The sequence below is a fragment of the Bradyrhizobium sp. 155 genome (genome assembly GCF_023101105.1).
Classification (GTDB): domain Bacteria; phylum Pseudomonadota; class Alphaproteobacteria; order Rhizobiales; family Xanthobacteraceae; genus Bradyrhizobium; species Bradyrhizobium canariense_D.
The window spans coordinates 810,001-830,187 of the sequence record NZ_CP064704.1 but is presented as its reverse complement, the minus strand read 5'-3'; the positions used below and the strand labels follow the sequence as shown (position 1 = coordinate 830,187).

Here is a 20,187-nt window from a genome sequence, read left to right as displayed (position 1 = left end):
GCGCGTATCCGTGTTGCTGATGTCGATTACTTGAGAATGATGACGTCCTGGTCAGGCTTGTCAGCATAGAGCCGCCCCACCAGCGCGGCACGACGTTCCAGGCCGGCGCGCTGGTTGATGTAGCCCTTGTCGGTGAGCTCGTTGCCGTCGATCGAAGGCGGTTCCGCCATCAGCATGGCGCGCGCGATGATGCGGCTGCTGGCGCCTTCGCACTCCCGGTTGTGAGCTTCCAGCCCGCGCCTGAAGCAAGCGATCACCTCGGGATGCGTCACTGCATCCTCGAAGCTGAGATCAGGCTTGCCGACGAGTTGACGGCAGGCATGCAGGTTCGGCCAGGCCAGCAAGCCGATGAAGGCGCGATCCTGCCCCGCGACCAGGGCATCATGCACGACGGGCGTCGCGGCGGCGATCGCATCGGTGCGCAGCGAGCCGACATGGACGAAGGTGCCGGTGGTCAGCTTGAAATCTTCGACCACCCGGCCGGCAAAGATGATGCCCTTCACCGGATCGGTGTCGTCGACGAAGATTCCGGCGTCGCCGATGCAATAAAAACCTTCCTCGTCGAACATCTTCTTCGTCAGGTCAGGCTGGCCGAAATAGCCCGGCGTGACGTTGACGCCGCGCAGACGCAGCTCGTATTTCGAGCCGAACGGCACCATCTTCAACTCGACGCCGGGGAACGGCAGGCCGATCAGGCCGACGCGCTCGGTGTCCCAATAGGTACCGGTCGATGTCGGCGCGGTCTCGGTCGAGCCCCAGCCGGTGTAGAACACGATGCGCTCGCCGGTGGTCTTCACGGCGAGAGCCTGCATGCGGTCGTAGAGGTCATCAGGCAGCCGCGCGCCGCCATAGGCCATGATCGAGAGATTCTTGAAGAAGGAGCGGCACAGCGCCTCGTCCTTCTCCATGGCGGCGGCGAGCGCGGCATAGCCGGCGGGGACGTTGGCGTAATAGGTCGGCGAGATCTCGCGCAGATTCCGGAGAGTCTCCTCGAACTGCCCCGGCATCGGACGGCCGTCATCGATATAGAGCGTGCCGCCATCGACCAGGATCGGGTGGAACGCCGCATTGCCGCCCATGGTGTGGTTCCAGGGCATCCAGTCCAGCATGGTCGAGATCGGACCGCCGGGATCGCGTGGCCGCACCTGCATCATCATGGCCGCATTGGCGCACATCATCGCTTGCGTGTTGATGACGGCCTTGGGCATGCCGGTCGAGCCTGACGTGAACAGCAGTTTGCCGACGGTCTCAGGCGTGATCTTCGCGATCGACGCTTCGACATCGGCAGTCACAGCTGTCGCCGCGAGCTCGGCAAAACTGACGCTCTCGATGCCATCGCAGGGCCGCAAGACGTGAACGATGGTGACGCCGGTGAGATCGAGCGCTTTCAGCGCCTTCTCGAAGGTCGGGCCGTCCTGCACCATCACCACGCCGGGCTTGATCAGGTCGAACAGGTATTTCAGCTTGACGTGATCATGGCTCATCAAGGAGTAGGCCGGCGAGACCGGCGCGGCCGGCACGCGCGCCTGCATCGCGGCCTGCGTCATCAGCGCGTGCTCGATCGAATTGCCGGAGAGGATTGTGACCGGGCGGCCGTCGAGCGCAAGGTTAAGCAGGCCTTGCGTCAGCGCATCCACGATGCGCTTGGCTTCGCCATAGGACAATTTGCGCCATTCGCGGTTCGGGCCACCGCGCTGGGCAAGCCAGATCCGCTCTGGCGCTTCCTTCGCCCATTTTGCCAGCGAAGCCGGAATATGCTTCTCGTAGGTCTGCAGCGGGATGCGCGACTTCAGCACCACCGTGCCGTCGTCGCGGCGCTCGACGTCGATGTCGCGCCCAAGCCACTTGACCTTGCGAAAGGCGGGTTTCGTCATCACCGCCGCCGCGCTTCCACTCATAGTGCGTCTCCCGGAATTTCTCGTCCTTTACGGATCTTCATTGTCAGCGCCTGATATAGACAGGCTTTCGCTTCTCAAGGAAGGCCCTGATGCCTTCCGAAAATTCCTCGGAGCGGCTGCACAGGACCTGGTTGCGATCCTCCATCGCGATTACGGCTTCCAGCGATCCGGCATCGACGCTCATGTTGAGACATTCTTTGGACAGGCGTAGGCCCACGGGCGAGGCCGTGATCATCGCGTCGACATAGGGTTCGGCGGCCTCATCGAGCTTGTCCTCGTCGACGACCTCGGAGACCAGCCCGACCGCGAGCGCCCGCTCGGCGCCGATGAAGCGTCCCGTGAGGATCAGCTCCGATGCCACGGTGACACCGACAAGGCGTGGAAGAAAATAACTGGTGCCAATGTCGCAGCCGCCAAGGCCGAGCTTGATGAAGGCGCAGTTCATCCGCGCCGATCTCGTCGCAATGCGGATGTCGGAGGCGAGCGCCAGCGCAAAGCCGCCGCCGGCCGCCGCGCCCTGTACCAGCGCGAGGATCGGCTGCGGACAGCGCCGCATCAGCATCACGATGTCGGCGATGCGCCGCTGCGAATCCAGCGACTCGGTGACATCAGGCGGCTCCTGCTGGCCGGCACGGCGCGCCATCGCCGCCTTGAGGTCGAGGCCCGCACAGAAATTCTTGCCGGCGCCCTTCAACACCACGACGCGCGTGTCGCGGTTGCGCTGAAGGCCTTGGAAGTAGACGTTGAGCGCGTCGATCAACGCAGGATCGAGCGCGTTGAGGTGTTCAGGACGATTGAGCGTCACGGTGTCGACGCCGTCATTGTGCTCGATCAGCAGCGGTTGGGACATGCGCGCGACTTCCTTCATCCGCAACGATGGTGCCGATTACTGCGCCCTCTCCCTTGTGGGAGAGGGCATGTACGTCACGCGCCGCGCATTCGCTCGGGTGAGGGGTCTGCCTCCACAGGTGAGATCGTGGAGAGAACCCCTCATCCGGCGCGCTCAGGAGCGCGCCACCTTCTCCCACAAGGGGAGAAGGAAAAAGAGCTCTACCGCGGCGCCATGCGGATCGCGCCGTCGAGGCGAATGGTTTCGCCATTGAGCATTGGGTTCTCGACGATGTGCACGGCCAGCGACCCGTATTCATTGGCGTCGCCGAGACGCGCGGGATGCGGCACCTGGGCACCGAGGCTCTTGCGGGCCTCTTCGTTCAAGCCCATCAGCAGCGGCGTCAGGAATAGCCCGGGGGCGATGGTGTTGACGCGGATCTTCTGGCTCGCGAGGTCGCGCGCGGCCGGCAGCGTGAGACCGACGACGCCGCCCTTCGACGCTGCATAGGCGATCTGGCCGATCTGGCCTTCGTAAGCCGCGACCGAAGCAGTGTTGACGATGACGCCGCGCTCTTCACCGACCGGCTCGATCGTGACCAAGCGCTCGGCGAACAGACGCAGGCAGTTGAACGTGCCGATCAAATTGACGTTGATGATGCGCGCGAACTTTTCCAGCGGGTAGACTCCATCGCGGCCGACGATGCGCTGCGAGCCGCCGATGCCGGCGCAGTTCATCAGCACGCGCGCGACGCCGTGCGCGGCTTCCGCATTGGCGATCGCCGCCTTGATCTGCTCCTCGCTGGTGACGTCGGCATGAAGCGCGATGCCCTTCACTTCGGCGGCGACCTTCTCGGCGTTTTCCTTGCTCTGGTCGATCACGCCGATCTTGGCGCCCTTGGCGGCCATGGCGCGGGCGGTCGCGGCACCAAGGCCCGACCCGCCGCCGGTGATGAGAACGGCTACGTCTTTCAACTGCATCGCTTGTACCTTTCCTCGAACCTTTTCCTTGGGCGTTTCTTCTCTAGACTTCTGCGTTCTGGCCGGATCATCCGGCCGCGGCGGCTTCCTCGATATTCGTGAGAATGCCGCCGCAGATCAGCGTTTCCATGTGCTTGATATATTGCCGGCAGACGTCGTCGGTGACCGGGCCGACGCCGGTCGCGCGTGACATCGCGTGCCGGCCGAAGAACAAATGATCGCAGGCGCCGATCAGGCTGGTGTAGAACAGCACGGGATCGGTGGCGCGGAATTCGCCCTGACTGACACCTTCGGCGAGCAGGCGGCGATGGAAATCCAGCAGCGGTGCGACGAAGAATTTCGAGACTTCGTCCGCGGAGCCCGCGACGCTCTCGTGCAGCAGATAGTGAATCAACCGGTTCATGTAGGGAAACCGGTGATAGGCGCGGATGATGCCGCCGATGTGCAGCTTCAGCTTCGCGGTCGGCGTGATCGGCTGCGCCAGCAGATATTCCAGGTTGGACAGTTCCGTTCCTGCGTCGCGCTCGAGCAGCGCCAGCAGCAGGCCGTCCTTGTTGCCGAAGTGATATTTGACCAGCGCGGCGTTGGCGCCGGACTTCTGGGCGATGTCGCTCAGGGAAATCTCGATCGAGGAGCGTTCGATCATCAGCTCGCTCGCGGCCACGAGCAATTTCTCTGCCGTGGAATTCTTTCCGCTGGGGAGCCTGTTCGGTACGCTGGTAGTCACGGAGATCCCTGATTTTGGCGGAAGAGCGGCCGCAGATAAGCCCAAGCAGCGCCTCCCCACAAGAGTTAATTGATCGATTGACTAAACAACCGGTCGCCCCTTAAATCCCGCCCCGACAACCAACCGTTCAAAATAATCCAGGGAGAAACCGACATGGCCGAGGCTTATATCGTCGCCGCTGCGCGTACCGCCGGTGGGCGCAAGGGGGGCCGCCTCGCCGGATGGCATCCGGCCGATCTCGCCGCGAAGGTGCTGGACGAGTTGGTCGACCGCACCAAGGTCGATCCCGCGCTGGTCGAGGATGTGATCATGGGCTGCGTCATGCAGGTCGGCGAGCAGTCCAACAACGTGGCGCGCAACGCCATCATGGCCTCGAAACTGCCGGAGAGCGTGCCGGGCACCTCGATCGACCGCCAATGCGGCTCGTCGCAGCAGGCGCTGCATTTTGCTGCGCAGGCCGTTATGTCGGGCGCGATGGACGTGGTGATCGCCGCCGGCGTGGAATCGATGACGCGCGTGCCGATGGGCCTGTCGTCGCAGCTTCCCGCCAAGAACGGCTTTGGCAATTACAAGAGCCCGGGTATCGAGCAGCGTTATCCCAACATCGTGTTCAGCCAGTTCACCGGCGCCGAGATGATGGCCGAGAAGTACGGCCTCTCCAAGGATGAGCTCGACGAGTACTCCTACAACAGTCATCAGCGCGCGATCGCGGCGACGCAGGCCGGCCGTTTCAAGACGGAGATCGTGCCGCTTGAGATCACCCGCGCCGACGGCTCCAAGGACACCCACCACATCGACGAGGGCATCCGCTTCGACGCCACACTCGACGGCATCAAGGGCGTCAAGCTGATCGCCGAGAATGGCAAGCTCTCCGCGGCCAGCGCCAGCCAGATCTGCGACGGCGCTTCCGGCGTGATGGTGGTGAACGAGCGTGGCCTGAAGCAGCTCGGCGTGAAGCCGCTGGCGCGCGTCCACCACATGACCATGATGGGTGGCGATCCCGTGATCATGCTCGACGCACCGCTGCACGCCACCAAGCGCGCGCTGGAGAAGGCCGGCATGGCGATCGACGACATCGACCTGTTCGAGGTCAACGAGGCCTTTGCCTCGGTGCCGACCGCGTGGCTGAAGACCACCGGCGCCGATTCGGAACGTCTCAATGTCAATGGCGGCGCCATCGCGCTCGGCCATCCGCTCGGCGGCTCCGGCACCAAGCTGATGACGACGCTGGTGCATGCCTTGCATCAGCGCGGCAAACGCTATGGCCTGCAGACCATGTGCGAAGGCGGCGGCATGGCGAATGTGACGATCGTGGAGCGGCTGTAAGCCCTCTCGTGTCCCGGACGCGCTGCAGCGTGAAACGCTGCGGCGCAGAGCCGGGACCCATGCCTCACAATGGACCCCGGATATCCGGGGAACGTTACTCCCAGCCGCGTAAACAGAGACATGACACACCCCTCCATCCACGCCCGCGCCACACCCGACAAGATCGCCTATCAAATGGCCGGGACCGGCAAGGCGATTACCTATCGCGAGCTCGACGAGCTCTCGAACCAGGGCGCGCACCTGTTCCGCTCGCTCGGGCTGAAGGCCGGCGACCACATCGCGCTGCTGATGGAGAACCGCCTCGCCTTTATGGAGATCTGCTGGGCTGCGCAACGCAGCGGGCTCTATTACACCGCGATCAGCCGCTATTTAAAGCAGGACGAGATCGACTACATCATCGCCGATTGCGGCGCCAAGGTCGTGATCACGACACCGAAATGTGCCGACCAGATCAAGACGCTGATCAAGGGTGCGCCCGGCGAGCCGGTCTTCTACATGATGGACGAGCCGCAAGCCGGCTTCCGCTCCTACGACAAGGAAGCCGCCGCACAGCCGACAACCCCGATTGCCGACGAGGTTGCCGGCTATGACATGCTGTATTCGTCGGGCACCACGGGCCGGCCCAAGGGTATCAAGAAGGCTTTCGAGGGCAAGCCGATCGACGAGCCGAACGCGTTTCTGCGCGTGCTCTGCGCCAGCATGTGCGGCATGAACGCCGAGACTATTTATCTCTCACCGGCACCGCTCTATCACGCCGCTCCCTTGCGCTTCAACATGATGGCTGTCCTGCTCGGCGGCACCTCCATCATCATGGAGCACTTTGACGCCGAAGATTTCCTGAAACTGGTCGAAAAGTACAAGGTGACCCAGGCGCAGCTGGTGCCGACCATGTTCGTGCGCATGCTGAAGCTGCCGAACGAGGTCCGTAACCGCTACGAAGTCTCGACACTGAAGGGCGCGATCCACGCCGCCGCCCCCTGCCCGGTCGAGGTCAAGGCCAAGATGATCGAATGGTGGGGGCCGATCCTGATCGAATATTACGCGGGCTCCGAAGGCAACGGCGTCACCGTCTGCAACTCGAAAGAATGGCTGGAGCACCGCGGCAGCGTCGGCCGCGCCGTGGTCGGCAAGATCAAGATTCTGGACGAGAACGATGAGGAGCTGCCGACGGGCGAGATCGGCACGGTCTATTTCGCCGATGCGCCGGTTTTCGCCTATCACAACGATCCCGAGAAGACGAAGAAGGCCTATAACGCAAAAGGCTGGTCGACGCTCGGCGACGTCGGCTATCTCGACAGGGATGGCTTTCTCTTTCTCACCGACCGCAAGTCCTACATGATCATCTCGGGCGGCGTGAACATTTACCCGCAGGAGACCGAGGACGTGCTCATCACCCACCCCGAGGTCGCCGACGTCGCCGTGTTCGGTGTGCCGAACGAGGAGATGGGCGAAGAGGTCAAGGCGGTGGTGCAGCCGCACGATCCCAAGCGCGCCGGCAAGGAGCTCGAGGCCGACCTGATCGCCTATTGCAGGAGCCGCCTCTCGACGATCAAATGCCCGCGCTCGATCGATTTCGAAGCCGAGCTGCCGCGCACGCCCACTGGGAAGCTGGTGAAGCGGCATTTGCGCGACAAATATTGGCCGATGGCGGCGGCGAAGATCTAGCCAGCGGCGTCATCGCCTCAATCAAACAAGCTCGGCGTGTGGTTCACCAGCGCGCCTTCGATCTCCAGCATCTTCAGCTTCGTCACCACGCCGCCATTCGCGGAGAAGCCGCCGGGCTTGTTGCCGGCCGCCAGCACGCGATGGCAGGGCACGACGATCGGGCACGGGTTGCGGCCGAGCGCCTGGCCCACGTCGCGCGACAGCTCGACACCGCCGAGTTGCTTGGCGATGTCGCCATAGGTGACGGTCTTGCCCGGCGGAATGGTGCGGGCGATCGCGTAGACCCCGCGGTTGAAGTCGGGCACGCCATCGAGATCGAGCGGGATGTCGGTGAGGTCATCCGGCTCGCCCGCGAGCAGTTTTGTGATGCGGTCGATCGCCTGCTGTACTTCGGCGGTCGGCGCGGCTTCGCTGGCATCGGCATGGCGCTGGCTGATGCGGGTGCGGATCTTCTGCTCACCGCCCATCGGCAGTTGCGTGCCGTTGATGCCGCGCGGACCCCAGGCAATGGCGCAAAGGCCGATCTTGCTGTCGAAGAGGGCAAAATGCTGGTCGGTCATAACTTCGTCCTTGGCTTGCGTTCCCCTCGCATGCCCCAATGTGAACTGAGCTCAAATCTAGACTTGGAAATAGTTGCGATCCACCCGGTTTCCGGGAATCTTGCACAGGAGTTCCGCCTTCCCTGTTTGCGAGCCCAGAATGCAAAGCCTCCACGTCAACGGATACGACATGCCCTATCTCGACGTGGGCGAAGACCGAGGGCGGCCGCCGCTGGTCTGCGTGCATGGTTCGCTCAACGACTTTCGTGTCTGGGGCTGCGTGCTCGGTCCGCTGTCCCAGCGGCACCGGCTGATGGCCGTCAGCCTGCGGCACTTCTTCCCCGATCGCTGGGATGGCGTTGGCGACACCTATTCGATCGCCCAGCATGTCGACGACGTCATCGCCTTCATCGAGGAGCTCGACCTCGGCCCGGTTGATTTGATGGGCCATTCCCGCGGCGGGCACATCTGCTTCCGCGTGGCGCAGCGGCGGCCGGACCTGCTCCGGCGGCTGGTGCTGGCCGAGCCCGGCGGGGAGCTCGACGCGAGCCTCGATCCAGACTATGCCGGCGGCCCCTCGCCGTTGCTGGCGCGGTTCACGGCCTCGGCCGAGAAGATCGCGGCCGGCGACATCGACGGCGGCCTTGCAGTCTTCGTCGACACGCTGGAAGGGCCCGGCACCTGGCCGCGGCTGCCGGCCCTGGTGAAGCAGAATCTGCGTGACAACGCCTTCACGCTGATCGGCCAGGTCCGCGACAACCGCCCGCCGTTCTCGAGGGCCGACGCGGAGTCCATCAGGATGCCGACGCTGTTCATCCTGGGCGCGCGGACCAAGGGCCTGCTGCCGAAAGTGCTGCATGCGCTCGCGGCGCATGTGCCGTATTCCAGGACGGCGGTCATCCCAAACGCAACGCACCCGATGTTCGAGCAGGCGCCGCAGAAATTCTCCGAACTGGTGCTGGATTTTCTGGCGGGCTGATCATGCAGACACTTCGCGTCAATGGTTACGACATGGCCTATCTCGAAGTGGGCGAGGGGCCGCCGCTGGTCTGCGTGCACGGCACGCTCGGCGATTTCCGCACCTGGTACTCCGTGCTCGGTCCGCTGTCGAAATCGCATCGCGTGATCTCGGTCAGCCTGCGGCATTTCTTTCCCGAACATTGGGATGCCGTCGGCGACGATTACAAGATGGCCCAGCACGTCGCTGACGTGATCGCTTTCATCGAGCAGGTCGAACCCGCGCCGGTCGATCTGATGGGCCATTCGCGCGGCGGTCACATCGCCTTTCGCGTGGCGCAGGCGCGGCCCGATCTGTTGCGAAAGCTGGTGCTTGCAGAACCCGGCGGCGATCTCGATGCGAGCCTGCCGGTGCCCGCAGGCACGCCCGCGCACCCGCCGCTGGCGGCGCGCACGGCGCGCTCGGTCGAGATGATCCGCGCCGGCGACATCGAGGGCGCGCTGCAGAACTTCTACGAAGGCATCGAAGGCGACGGCTCGTGGCGGCGCGTGCCGGCGGCGGCGAAGCAGCAATTGCGCGACAACGCGATCACCTTCCTCGGCCAGATCAACGAGCAGCGCAGGCCCTACACGCTCGCGGACGCGCAGGCGATCACGACCCCGACACTCCTGATCGGCGGCGGGGCGACGACAGGGAGCCTGTCGGTGATGTGGCGTGTGCTGGCCGAGCACATCACCGGGGCGAAGACAGCCGTGATCCCCAATGCCGGCCACTGGATGTTCGAGCAGGCGCCCCTGGAGTTCGGCGAGGCGGTGGACGCGTTTTTGGCGGAGTAAGTGGCCTCACACTCTTTTTTCCTCAAAAACAACCCCATGCACAGTAGCTGAGCCCAGCAATATCAATGACTTAGGTGGCGCGAAATGAGGCTGGACGCCCCCTTGGCCGCGCTTGACGCCCTTATCCCCTCGCCGTATTCTTGAATACGGAATTCCGTATTCCCTCTCATGGTCTCGGAGCTGCCGGCGTGATCCCTCTCGACCCGCTTCCGAACTTGATCGACCAGGTCTATGCGCGGATCCTGGAGGCGATCTCCGACCGCACGCTGCAGCCCGGCCAGCGCATCCGGCAGAACGAGCTCGCCGACAGGCTCGGCGTATCGCGCCAGCCGGTGTCGCATGCGCTGCACCTGTTGCACCGGCAGGGACTTGTCGCCGAGAGCGGCCGGCGCGGCTTTGAAGTCACCCAGCTCGATCCCGCACGCATCCGCCAGCTCTACGAGGTGCGCGGCGCAATCGATGCCTTGGCGGCGCGGCTGGCAGCGGAGCGCGCAGGCGATGCGGCGGGACGCGCGCGGCTGGAGGCGGCGCTCGCCGCCGGACGCGGGATCGATGGCAAGACCACGCTCGCCGAGCTGATCGCGCTCGACGTCGCGTTTCATCGCGCGATCTATCGGCTCGCCGGCAATCCCGTGATCGAGGAGACGATTACGCCGCAATGGCCCCATATGCGCCGCTCGATGGCGACGGTGCTGTCGGAGCTCGATTATCGCGGCAGCGCCTGGGCCGAGCATGCCGACATTGCCGGACATATTCTCGCAGGAGATGCGAAGGCGGCCGAACGTGCGGCGCTTGCGCACGCGCAGACGGCGGGACGGATGACTGAGGAGAGATTGAGGGCGACGGAAGAGGCGGCGGCGTAGCGACCGCCACTGCCAAGACGTGGATGGCCGGCCAAGACGAGCGACAACAAATCAAAACAGGAGGACGCGCCGTGAAACTGTCCCAGGAGCAATTGGAGTTCTTCCACCACGAGGGCTGGCTGTTCCTGCCCGAACTGTTCAGTCCGGAGGAGGTCGATCTCCTCGCGCGCGAGGCGGTCGGCATCTATGACACGAACCGGCCGGAAGTCTGGCGCGAGAAGAGCGGCGCGCCACGCACCGCCTTTGCCGCGCATCTCTACAACGAGGCGTTCGGCATTCTGGGTGCTCATCCGCGCATGATCGGCCCGGTCGAGCAGCTGTTCGGCGAGCAGGTCTACATGCACCAGTTCAAGATCAACGCGAAATCCGCCTTCACCGGCGATGTCTGGCAATGGCACCAGGATTACGGCACCTGGAAGCGCGACGACGGCATGCCCGAGCCGCGCGCGATGAACATCGCGATCTTCCTGGACGAGGTGATGCCGATCAACGGCCCGCTGATGCTGGTACCGCAGAGCCAGAACGCCGGCGACCTCAAGGCCTCGCATGACCTCGCGACGACCTCCTATCCGCTGTGGACGCTGGACGAGGAGACCGTGACGCGGCTGGTCAAGCAGGGCGGCATCGTTGCGCCGACGGGAAAGCCCGGCGGCATGCTGATGTTCCACGGCAATCTCGTGCACGGCTCGGCCGGCAACATCACGCCCTATCCGCGCAAGATCGTGTACCTGACGCTGAACGCGGTTTCGAATTACATCCGTACCCCGACGCGGCCGGAGTACATCGCGCATCGCGATTTTGCGCCGATCAAGACGGTGGAGGACGACGCACTGGTGCGGCTCGCCCGTGCGCCGCGGCAGGCGGCGGAGTAGGACACTCTCGTGCCCCGGACGCAGCGCAGCGCGAAGCGGTGCGCTGCAGAGCCGGGCCCATACCACACGGATAGTTTTCTTTCTGGGTGCCGGCTCTGCGGAGTAGCGCCATAGTGCGTCGAAGACGCGCGTGAACGCGCTTATGGCGCTGCACCGCGTCCGGACCACCATACTTGATCGGGTAACAACATGAACCTCTTCCGCCTCCTCCAGGCCCGCGCTGCCGCCGGCAAGCCCGTCCGTGTGGCGCTGATCGGCGCCGGCAAATTCGGCTCGATGTTCCTGGCGCAGGTGCCGCACACGACGGGGCTGGAGGTACCCATCATCGTCGACATCGATCGCGACCGCGCGCGCGAGGCCTGCCGCACGGTGGGCTGGAGCGCCGAGCGGATCGCCGCCACCGTCTTCACCGATGATGGCGCGCGCGCCATCGCCGGCGGCGCGATGGACGTGGTGGTGGAGGCGACCGGCAATCCCGCCGTCGGCATCAAACACGCCCGCGCGGCGATCGCGGCCGGCAAGCATATCGTGATGGTCAATGTCGAGGCCGACGTGCTTGCCGGTCCGCTGCTCGCCCAGGAAGCCCGCAAGGCCGGCGTGGTCTACTCGCTCGCCTATGGCGACCAGCCGGCGCTGACCGCGGAAATGGTGGATTGGGCGCGCGCCACCGGTTTTCATGTGGTTGCCGCCGGCAAAGGCACAAAATATCTGCCGGCCTATCACGACGTGACGCCCGACAGCGTCTGGCAGCATTACGGGTTGACCGCGGGCGAGGCGCAATCGGCCGGGATGAATCCGCAGATGTTCAACTCGTTCCTCGACGGTACCAAATCGGCGATCGAGATGGCCGCGATTGCGAACGCCTGCGGACTGGACGTGCCTGCGGAGGGCCTGCTGTTTCCACCCTGCGGCGTCGACGACCTGCCGCATATCATGCGGCCGGGCAGCAAGGGCGGCGTGCTGGAGCGATCGGGCGTCGTGGAGGTGGTCTCCTCGCTCGAGCGCGATGGAAGGCCGGTGTTTCGCGATCTGCGCTGGGGCGTCTACGTCGTGCTGGAGGCGCCGAACGACTACGCCGCCGACTGCTTCAGGCAATACGGCCTCAAGACCGACGGCAGCGGACGGTACGCGGCGATGTACAAGCCCTACCATTTGATCGGCCTCGAGCTGAACATCTCGGTGCTGTCGGCCGCGCTGCGGGGCGAGCCGACCGGGCAGCCCCATGGTTTCCGCGGCGACGTCGCCGCCGTGGCAAAACGCAATCTGCGCGCCGGCGAGATGTTGGACGGCGAAGGCGGCTACACGGTGTGGGGCAAGCTGTTGCCGGCGGCCGCGAGCCTCAAGGCCGGCGCGCTGCCTATCGGGCTGGCGCATCGCGTGAGGCTGAAGCACGACGTCGCCCATGGCGAGATCGTGCGCTGGAGCGATGTCGAGTTCGACGCGGGCAACGAGACGATCAGGACGCGGAAGGCCATGGAAGCGGCGTTCATTAGCGCAGAGTAGGCCCTGTACTCATAAAATCGAGATTTATTGGTGCGGACTGAGCGATGTCCGCTGGCCGCCACATGTGCGCGACAGAGGGGCGAACATGCTCTGCTGAGTTCCGCCGCCTTCACCAGTCCATTGATTTCAGTGGCAACCATGGCAAGGTAGCTCGCGCGGCACAACCAGTTGGACGCATGATGATGGTGGGCTCGGTCGTCAATGAAGATCGGCTCGCGAAAGAAAGTTTTTCTTTTGGGCCCTTTGAATTAATCCCGGAGCGGAGACGTCTAGAAAAATCGGGTGTACCACTTCAGTTGGGCGCCCGTAGCTTGGACATCCTTACAGTTCTTGTCGAGCATGCTGGCGAAGTTGTCAGCAAGAAGACTCTGCTAGCTCGGGTTTGGGCCGGCGTCACCGTCGACGAGGGTAGCCTTAGATTTCATATGGCGGGCTTGCGCAAGGTGCTCGGCGATGGAGAGGCCGGAGCGACGTATGTCACGACCGTGCCAGGACAAGGGTATAGCTTCGTGGCGCCTGTCTCACGAACGCTCAAGCCTGTTGCTGAAATCGCAAAATCGGGTCGACGCTCAACATTTCCGAATCGCCTTGGCAGGATGATTGGCAGGGACGACGCCGTGCAAGCGATCTCCTCGCATCTTATGGCCGAACGATTCGTGTCCATTGTCGGTCCGGGCGGGATCGGAAAAACAACTCTGGCAATATCTGTCGGCCACCAACTCACTACAGAGTTTGCCGATCTGGTTCACCTTATTGACCTGGGCTCACTTTCTGATCCGCATCTCGTGGCGGGTACGATCGGCTCGGCGCTCGGACTTGCCGTTGACGATCGCGATCCTATCCCCGGCCTTCTGGCCGCACTGCGAGACATCCGAGTTTTGCTGGTGCTCGATAGCTGCGAGCGTGTGATTGAGGCGGCTTCTGCGCTGGCAGAAACCATCTTCGAGGAAACGCCGCAAGTTTACATCTTGGCAACAAGCCGTGAAACCTTGCGGGTCAGAGGCGAGCACGTTCATTGGATAGCTCCCCTCGAGTTTCCGCCTGAGGGTCCCAATGCACGAGAGGCGATGGCATACGCTGCAGTACAGCTTTTTGTCGAACGCGTTACAGCAAGTCAGCCTCAGTTCATACTCAACGACGTCGATGCACCGGTCGTGGCCGAGATCTGCCGAAAGCTCGACGGAATCCCCCTCGCAATCGAACTCGCAGCTGGTCGTGTGGGCGCTTACGGAGTCCATGACGTTTTGCGGCTCCTCGACCACAAGTTCGAGCTCTGGCGAGGCCGGCGAACGGCGTTGCCGCGACACCAGACTCTGGCTGCAACGCTCGACTGGAGCTACGATCTTTTGCCGGAGCTTGAGCAGATTATCCTGCGCCGACTATCTGTTTTCGTTGGGCCGTTTACGATCGAGGCTGCCTTCGCGATCGCGGCCGGAGATGATTTGGACGATTCGCAGGTGATCGAGTCCGTTGCCAGTCTTGCCGCCAAGTCACTTCTGACAGCGAACGCTCGTCTCGCCATCCCGCTATACCGATTGCTGGATACCACCCGCGGGTATGTGCAGGAAAAGTTGGCCAGAAGCGATGATGCAAACCTCGTTGCTCGCCGTCATGCTGTCTATCATTTAACTTTATTCGAGCGGATTGGGGTCGAGCTGTCCGGTTTCCGGAAGAGCGAAAATGCGTCTGCCTCCAAGCTCGTTCGGTCCCTGAAAGGGGCAGGAAGCAACAATCTGACCGAAGCATCGGTTGCCACTAATGGTCGGCCGATCGATGAGATCCGCGTTGCCCTCGACTGGGCGCATGGCAAGTCTGGTGATTCGCTGCTAGCGCTCGACCTCACGGCCGCTGCCGCACCGGTCTGGATTCATCATATGCTCATAGACGAATGTCGGGAGCGGACAGAGCAAGCGGTTTTCCAAATCGACGAAAAGCTGGGTCGTGACGCGCGCCGGGAGCTCCGCCTCTTCTTCACTTTGGCGGTTGCGCATATGGAATCGACCGGGGACGCTGCGATCATCGACGATGCGTGGTTGCGTGTATCCCGATTGGCTGAAGAACTGGACGACAACGAATATCAGCTGAGGAGCTTATGGGGTCTCTGGATAGGGCGATACCTAAGAGGCGATTTCCCCGGTGCACTGCAGATCGCCGAAAAATTCGTCAACCTGCCTGATGGCGCTATCGATGTCGCTGATCGTTTCGTCGGAGAGCGGATTTTGGGAGTGACGCGGCACATTCTAGGGGACCAAGCCGGCGCCCGGCGACATCTGGAAAAAATGCTGGCAGGCTACGTCGCGCCGCCAGGGCAAATGCACGCCCTGCGATATCAGTTTGATCAACATGTGGCTGCCCGAACGTACTACAGCCAAACGCTTTGGTTGTTGGGTTTTCCGGACCAGGCAGCCGCGGTCGGCAAACACGCCTTCGATCATGCGACGGCACTTGGACACGATTTTTCTCTTCTCTATGCGATTGCCTTCGGCGCTTGCCCTCTAGCGCTTGAGATCGGCAATTTTGATGCTGCGGAAGCGCTCATCTCAACTATGCTTCATCGAGAAGCGACGTTCAGAGCAATGGGAGTATGGGGCCGCTGTTATGCGGGTATTCTGGAGATGAAGGGTGGCCACACCGCTGCGGGCCTTGCCCTGCTTCGCGAAGGCTTGAATGGCTTCCCCCCGACCGGCTTTCAAAGCCGCTATTTATTCCTTCTGGGCAATCTCGCACTCGGTGAGTCTGATATCGGCGATCACCGCGGAGCCAATACAACGATCGAAAGGGCGCTGGCTCAATCGGAAAGGAACGAGGACCGCTGGTTCGTCGCTGAACTGCTGCGCATCAAGGGTATCCTGGCGCTCAATCAAGGTGGCGCGGAGGCGCTCGTGTCGGCCGAAGCGCACCTCAATCACTCTCTCGAGTGGTCACGCCGCCAAGGCGCAATATCCTGGGAGCTCAGGACGGCGACAACTCTGGCATCCCTGATGCAGAAGCAGTCGCGTATCGGTGAGGCACGGGAGCTGCTAGCGCCCCTTTACGTTCGTTTCTCCGAGGGACTTGCCACTGCAGATTTAGTCAAAGCTCGTTCTCTGCTGACATTGTTGAACGAGCCAACCTAGCTTGGATCAATAAGGATTCGCAGCGTGATAGAGCCAATGCACGCCAGCCGCTACGAGAAAGAAGATGCCACGCCCACTCACCCCCGCAGAGCGTGATCTGGTTGCCTTTATTCTAGGTCAGCATTCGCCCTTGCAGGACCATTTTGGGCTCGTCGAGGAAATGAACGACGGTGGGATGGGTAGCCTTCTCTTTGTCGGCGCGGCAGATCGGCGTTTCGGCCGATGTATTGGCGAATGCGAATTCGACGATGCCGATGGAGTGCTGGTGTCGGTCGCGCTGAACCTCGGCCAGCGCGACGAGTTGTTTGAACTTGATCTGTGGAAAGTCGACTTTTCGCCGCTACAGAGGATCGCCGTCCTAGGTGATGTCCGTCCCTCACGGTGGTTGCGACACACGCTCAGATAAGCCAGATCTGAAGCCGTTCGAACCGGCTCGGCCAGCGGACCGCTCCGGGTCACAGTCTGACCTGGGCAACGATCCCGGACGTATCCGCTTTGGCTCTCGGTCAGGGAAGCAGTCGCTCTTGCTTTGCCTGCCTGAACCACTTCCGGAACATGTCTTCCGTATCCATCATCTCGGTGAAGCCGGCGCGGTTGATCTTCACGGTCGAGACGATCGAGGGCGGACCGGATTCGGTGTGGCCATAGCGCAGGCTGTAATCGGCGTATTGGAACGAGAGGCCGACGAATTCGGCCAGCGCAGGCGATGCTAGGTCGTGCTTGCGCCGCAGCGCATCCCAGGGAGCGACCCAGCTCGGGAATTCCCTCGCGAGCGACAGCGGGACCGGCCTGCCCGGCTTCATCTCCAGTGCATCGGCGACCGCAGGCCAGATGTTCTCCCAGGTAAAGACGTCGCCATTGGTCACATTGAAGGCCTCGTTGCGCGCGGCCTCGGCCTCGCCCGACCAGGCGATGGCGCGGGCGAGAAGATCGACGTCGACGGCCTGCCCCACCCGCGGAGCGCCGCCGGGGTAGTCGAGCGGCCTGCCCTGCTCGCGCAGCATCGCGGCATAGACGCCGAGCGGCGGGATCAGGTCCATGGCGCCGCCCATGGCGAGACCGACGATCAGCACCGGCCGCAGGATGCTCCAATGCCAAGCCTTGCCGGTTTGGAGGTCGCGCAAGAAGTTTTCCTGCGCCCAGTAGAAGTTGGGCTGCTCGTACATTTCGGAGCGGCCTTCGCGGGCCGGCACGGTCAAGGGGCGAACGTGGACACCATAGGCCTTGGTGCCCTGCAGCAGGGCGACGTGCCTGAGGCCGGGCGCCACAGGCTCGAGCGCACCCATCAAATTGCGCAGCATCAAATCGTTGGTCTTGATTTGCTGCGGGTCGCGCCAGCCGTCGACGAGCTGCGGCGCCTCGTAGAGCGCGGCGTAGATCAGATGCGTTGCGCCGCTCAGTTCCGAGGCGGCACGCCCGCAATCCGCTGCGCTGGTCAGGTCGATCGGTACATGACGGGCACCGTAGAGGTCGCGCGGCTTCCGCCGGGACAGGGCAATGACATCGCACCCGCCCGAGACGCCGAAGTGTCGCAACGCGGCATTGCCGACGAGACCGCTCGCTCCGGCGACCACGATTTTCTTGCCCGTCATGCGCGAGCCTCCCTAGTTTTTGAATGACCGAATAGCAGATCGCTTGCAGGCCCGACTTGCGTCAGGCCGGCGTTCGCACCTGCGAGGCGCCCATGAGACTTGATTCCGGCGAAGCGCCCGGTCATCCTCGCCGCGGAACCGCAACGATCGGAATTCCATCTTCGAGTGCCCGCAAGGGCCGTTCGGAAACGCCACAACGTCTCAACAGACAACGTCGAGCGTCGACGAAGACAAGACGACACCAAGATCGGTCCCTGGTCGAAGCATCGACTTAACGGAGGGAAGCGCATGGAACGTCGTAAATTCCTGACGGCAGGCGGATTGGGCCTCGCCGCCAGTGCCGTCGCTGCGCCGGCGATCGCGCAGTCGATGCCCGAGATCAAATGGCGATACGCCGCGAGCTGGCCGAAGGCGCTGGATACGCTCTACGGCGGCTGCGAGTATTTCGCCAAGCGCGTTGCCGAGATCACCGACAATCGTTTCCAGATCCAGCCATTCGCCGCCGGCGAGATCGTGCCGGGCCTGCAGGTGCTCGACGCCGTCGCCAACGGAACGGTGGAGATGGGCAACACCGCGCTGTATTATTACTGGGGCAAGAACCCCGCCTTCACGTTCGGCACGTCGCTGCCGTTCGGCTTGAACACGCGCCAGCATATTTCATGGCTGCAGTGGGGCGGCGGCCAGGACCTGATCAACAACCTGCTGAAGGAATACAACGCCATCGGCATTCCGACCGGATCCACCGGCGCGCAGATGGGTGGCTGGTTCCGGAAGGAGATCAAGTCGATCGACGATCTCAAAGGGCTGAAATTCCGGGTCGGCGGCTTTGCCGGCACGATCATCGCCAAGGTCGGCGGCGTACCGCAGCAGATCGCGGCGGGCGACATCTATCCGGCGCTGGAGAAGGGCACGCTCGATGCCGCCGAATGGGTCGGGCCCTATGACGACGAGAAGCTCGGCTTCGTGAAGGTCGCGAAGTACTATTACTATCCGGGTTGGTGGGAAGGCACCGGCCAGGGTCACAACATCATCAATCTGGACAAATGGAACACGCTGCCGAAGCACTACCAGGCCGCGGTCGATGCCGCGTCGCGCGATACCTTCACCTGGGTGACCGGCAAATACGACTACGTCAATCCGCCGGCGCTGAAGCGTCTGCTGGTGGCCGGCGCGATCCTGAAGCCGTTCCCGCAGGAAGTGCTGGAGAGCTGTTATGGCGCGGCCAACGAGATCTACGCCGATCTCGCCAAAACCAATCCGCATTTCGGCAAGATGTATGCGAGCCTGACGGCTTTCCGCAGCGAATCGCTGGCCTGGATGCAGGTGGCCGAGCTGAGCTTCGACAGCTTCATGATGCGGATGCGGACACGGACGTGAGGCGCTGAGCGACGCGTGGGGTCAGAAACGACGAAAGCGCCGGAGATGGCTCCGGGGCTTTTTGTTGGGGCGCGGATGGCGGGGTTAAGCGAAAGATCGCGTCACCAAAGGTGTCATCGCCCGGCTTGACCGGGCGATCCAGTATCCAGAGACCCGCGTTATAGAGTTCGCTCTCATCGCATCCGCCGCGGCGTATTGGATGCCCCGGTCAAGCCGGGGCATGACAGCGGTGAGAGTAGAGGTTTAGTAGAGAATCGCTGGCCTGGATGCAGATTGCCGAGCTGAGCTTCGACAGTTTCATGATGCGGATGCGGACACGGACGTAAGACGCCTGAGCGAGGCGTGACGTCGGCGAAAGCCCCGGAGATGTCTCCGGGGCTTTTTGTTGCGGCGATGTTTGCGGGGCTAAGCGAAAGCTCGCGTCACCAAAGGTGTCGTCGCCCGGCTTGACCCGGCGATCCAGTATCCAGAGGCCCTCGTTATAGAGCTCGCTCTCATCGCATCCGCCGCGGCGTACTGGATGCCCCGGTCAAGTCGAGGCATGACAGCGGTGAGAGTAGAGGTTCAGTTCTGATCGTCACCCAGCGCGGCGACCAGCTTGTCATAGTACTTGCCGACGAGGTCGATGTTGGCCTTGTTCTCGATCTGCGGCGCCGGCGTCTTCAGCGCTTCGTTGAGCTCGTCGAGCGCTTCCTTCTTGTCCTTGGCCGGCATCTTCTTGTCGGCCTGGACCTGCGCGATCTGCGCCTTGATCACGGCTTCGGTGCCGACATATTTCTTGGTCGCGGGATCGAAGCCGCCGAGCACCAGGCTGATGTTGTCGACGACGTTGTTGTAATCATCGTAGCTGGCAAAGCCGTTCTTCTTGGCGACGGCGTCGAGCTGGCCGATCACCTTCTGGTCGGGCGCGGTATTCTCGGGCAATTTTTCCGTGATCGCATCCATGTCCTTCTGCGCGGCGAGCACGCCGTCGAGTTGCTTGTCGGTCAGCGCGATCTGCTTCAGCGCAGATTCCTGTGCCTGGGCCTGTGCGGGCGCCGCCTGCTGTGCCGGCGCCGGTTGCTGCTTGGCCTGCGCGAGCGCGGTGCCGGATGATGCAAGCGATG

Annotated in this window: 17 protein-coding genes (1 of these 17 only partly in view); 10 read left to right on the top strand and 7 right to left on the bottom strand. The window is 63.1% G+C overall.

Annotation, left to right across the window (positions count from 1 at the left end; genetic code table 11):
- Positions 1–26 precede the first annotated feature (26 nt).
- The 4 genes from IVA93_RS03990 to IVA93_RS03975 all read right to left on the bottom strand — a co-directional run bounded on the left by IVA93_RS03990 (position 27) and on the right by IVA93_RS03975 (position 4,377).
- Positions 27–1,898: an AMP-binding protein gene (locus IVA93_RS03990; RefSeq protein ID WP_018453288.1), complete on the bottom strand. Its 1,872-nt coding sequence runs from the start codon at positions 1,896–1,898 to the stop codon at positions 27–29.
- Positions 1,899–1,941: 43 nt separating this feature from the next.
- Entirely contained in the window at positions 1,942–2,748 is an 807-nt protein-coding gene (locus IVA93_RS03985; RefSeq protein WP_026232504.1) for an enoyl-CoA hydratase/isomerase family protein, read from the bottom strand.
- A gap of 200 nt (positions 2,749–2,948) precedes the next feature.
- Positions 2,949–3,707: an SDR family NAD(P)-dependent oxidoreductase gene (locus IVA93_RS03980; protein ID WP_018453286.1), complete on the bottom strand. Its 759-nt coding sequence runs from the start codon at positions 3,705–3,707 to the stop codon at positions 2,949–2,951.
- Positions 3,708–3,774: 67 nt separating this feature from the next.
- Positions 3,775–4,377, bottom strand: a complete 603-nt coding sequence (locus IVA93_RS03975) for a TetR family transcriptional regulator (protein ID WP_018453285.1) — start codon at positions 4,375–4,377, stop codon at positions 3,775–3,777.
- A 210-nt stretch (positions 4,378–4,587) separates the two neighbouring features.
- On the opposite strand from IVA93_RS03975, the gene IVA93_RS03970 reads away from it, so the two are divergent.
- Together IVA93_RS03970 and IVA93_RS03965 are read left to right on the top strand one after the other, a co-directional pair.
- Complete coding sequence (locus IVA93_RS03970) at positions 4,588–5,760, top strand: acetyl-CoA C-acetyltransferase (RefSeq protein ID WP_018453284.1); 1,173 nt, start codon at positions 4,588–4,590, stop codon at positions 5,758–5,760.
- A 120-nt stretch (positions 5,761–5,880) separates the two neighbouring features.
- Complete coding sequence (locus IVA93_RS03965) at positions 5,881–7,425, top strand: acyl-CoA synthetase (protein WP_026232503.1); 1,545 nt, start codon at positions 5,881–5,883, stop codon at positions 7,423–7,425.
- A gap of 17 nt (positions 7,426–7,442) precedes the next feature.
- Here IVA93_RS03965 and IVA93_RS03960 read toward each other — a convergent pair whose 3' ends face one another.
- On the bottom strand, positions 7,443–7,985 hold the full coding sequence (locus IVA93_RS03960) for a methylated-DNA--[protein]-cysteine S-methyltransferase (protein WP_018453282.1): 543 nt from the start codon (positions 7,983–7,985) through the stop codon (positions 7,443–7,445).
- A 139-nt stretch (positions 7,986–8,124) separates the two neighbouring features.
- On the opposite strand from IVA93_RS03960, the gene IVA93_RS03955 reads away from it, so the two are divergent.
- The 7 genes from IVA93_RS03955 to IVA93_RS03925 all read left to right on the top strand — a co-directional run bounded on the left by IVA93_RS03955 (position 8,125) and on the right by IVA93_RS03925 (position 16,518).
- A complete protein-coding gene (locus tag IVA93_RS03955; protein ID WP_026232502.1) occupies positions 8,125–8,943 on the top strand; it encodes an alpha/beta fold hydrolase in 819 nt (272 codons plus the stop codon).
- Between the two features lie 2 nt (positions 8,944–8,945).
- Positions 8,946–9,758 (top strand): alpha/beta fold hydrolase, encoded by an 813-nt coding sequence (locus tag IVA93_RS03950; RefSeq protein ID WP_247299307.1) that lies wholly within the window; start codon positions 8,946–8,948, stop codon positions 9,756–9,758.
- Positions 9,759–9,946: 188 nt separating this feature from the next.
- The gene (locus IVA93_RS03945; RefSeq protein WP_018453281.1) at positions 9,947–10,621 is read left to right on the top strand and encodes a GntR family transcriptional regulator; all 675 of its coding nucleotides are present in this window, start codon (positions 9,947–9,949) and stop codon (positions 10,619–10,621) included.
- 71 nt (positions 10,622–10,692) lie between these two features.
- Entirely contained in the window at positions 10,693–11,493 is an 801-nt protein-coding gene (locus IVA93_RS03940; RefSeq protein ID WP_018453280.1) for a phytanoyl-CoA dioxygenase family protein, read from the top strand.
- A gap of 189 nt (positions 11,494–11,682) precedes the next feature.
- Positions 11,683–12,996 carry an NAD(P)H-dependent oxidoreductase gene (locus tag IVA93_RS03935; protein WP_018453279.1) on the top strand — a complete coding sequence of 438 codons (1,314 nt, stop codon included), beginning with the start codon at positions 11,683–11,685 and terminating at the stop codon, positions 12,994–12,996.
- Positions 12,997–13,040: 44 nt separating this feature from the next.
- Positions 13,041–16,112 (top strand): ATP-binding protein, encoded by a 3,072-nt coding sequence (locus tag IVA93_RS03930; RefSeq protein ID WP_083926317.1) that lies wholly within the window; start codon positions 13,041–13,043, stop codon positions 16,110–16,112.
- Positions 16,113–16,176: 64 nt separating this feature from the next.
- Positions 16,177–16,518 (top strand): DUF6984 family protein, encoded by a 342-nt coding sequence (locus IVA93_RS03925; protein ID WP_026232500.1) that lies wholly within the window; start codon positions 16,177–16,179, stop codon positions 16,516–16,518.
- Positions 16,519–16,618: 100 nt separating this feature from the next.
- On the opposite strand, the gene IVA93_RS03920 is transcribed toward IVA93_RS03925, so the two are convergent.
- The gene (locus IVA93_RS03920; RefSeq protein WP_018453276.1) at positions 16,619–17,704 is read right to left on the bottom strand and encodes an NAD-dependent epimerase/dehydratase family protein; all 1,086 of its coding nucleotides are present in this window, start codon (positions 17,702–17,704) and stop codon (positions 16,619–16,621) included.
- A 288-nt stretch (positions 17,705–17,992) separates the two neighbouring features.
- Here IVA93_RS03920 and IVA93_RS03915 point away from each other — a divergent pair, with 288 nt between their 5' ends.
- Positions 17,993–19,081 carry a TRAP transporter substrate-binding protein gene (locus IVA93_RS03915; RefSeq protein ID WP_018453275.1) on the top strand — a complete coding sequence of 363 codons (1,089 nt, stop codon included), beginning with the start codon at positions 17,993–17,995 and terminating at the stop codon, positions 19,079–19,081.
- Between the two features lie 564 nt (positions 19,082–19,645).
- On the opposite strand, the gene IVA93_RS03910 is transcribed toward IVA93_RS03915, so the two are convergent.
- Positions 19,646–20,187, bottom strand: the 3' portion of a protein-coding gene (locus IVA93_RS03910) for a hypothetical protein (protein WP_018453274.1). Its footprint extends 61 nt past the window's final position; 542 of the gene's 603 nt are visible here — the last part of the coding sequence; its start codon lies off the right edge, out of view; the stop codon is at positions 19,646–19,648.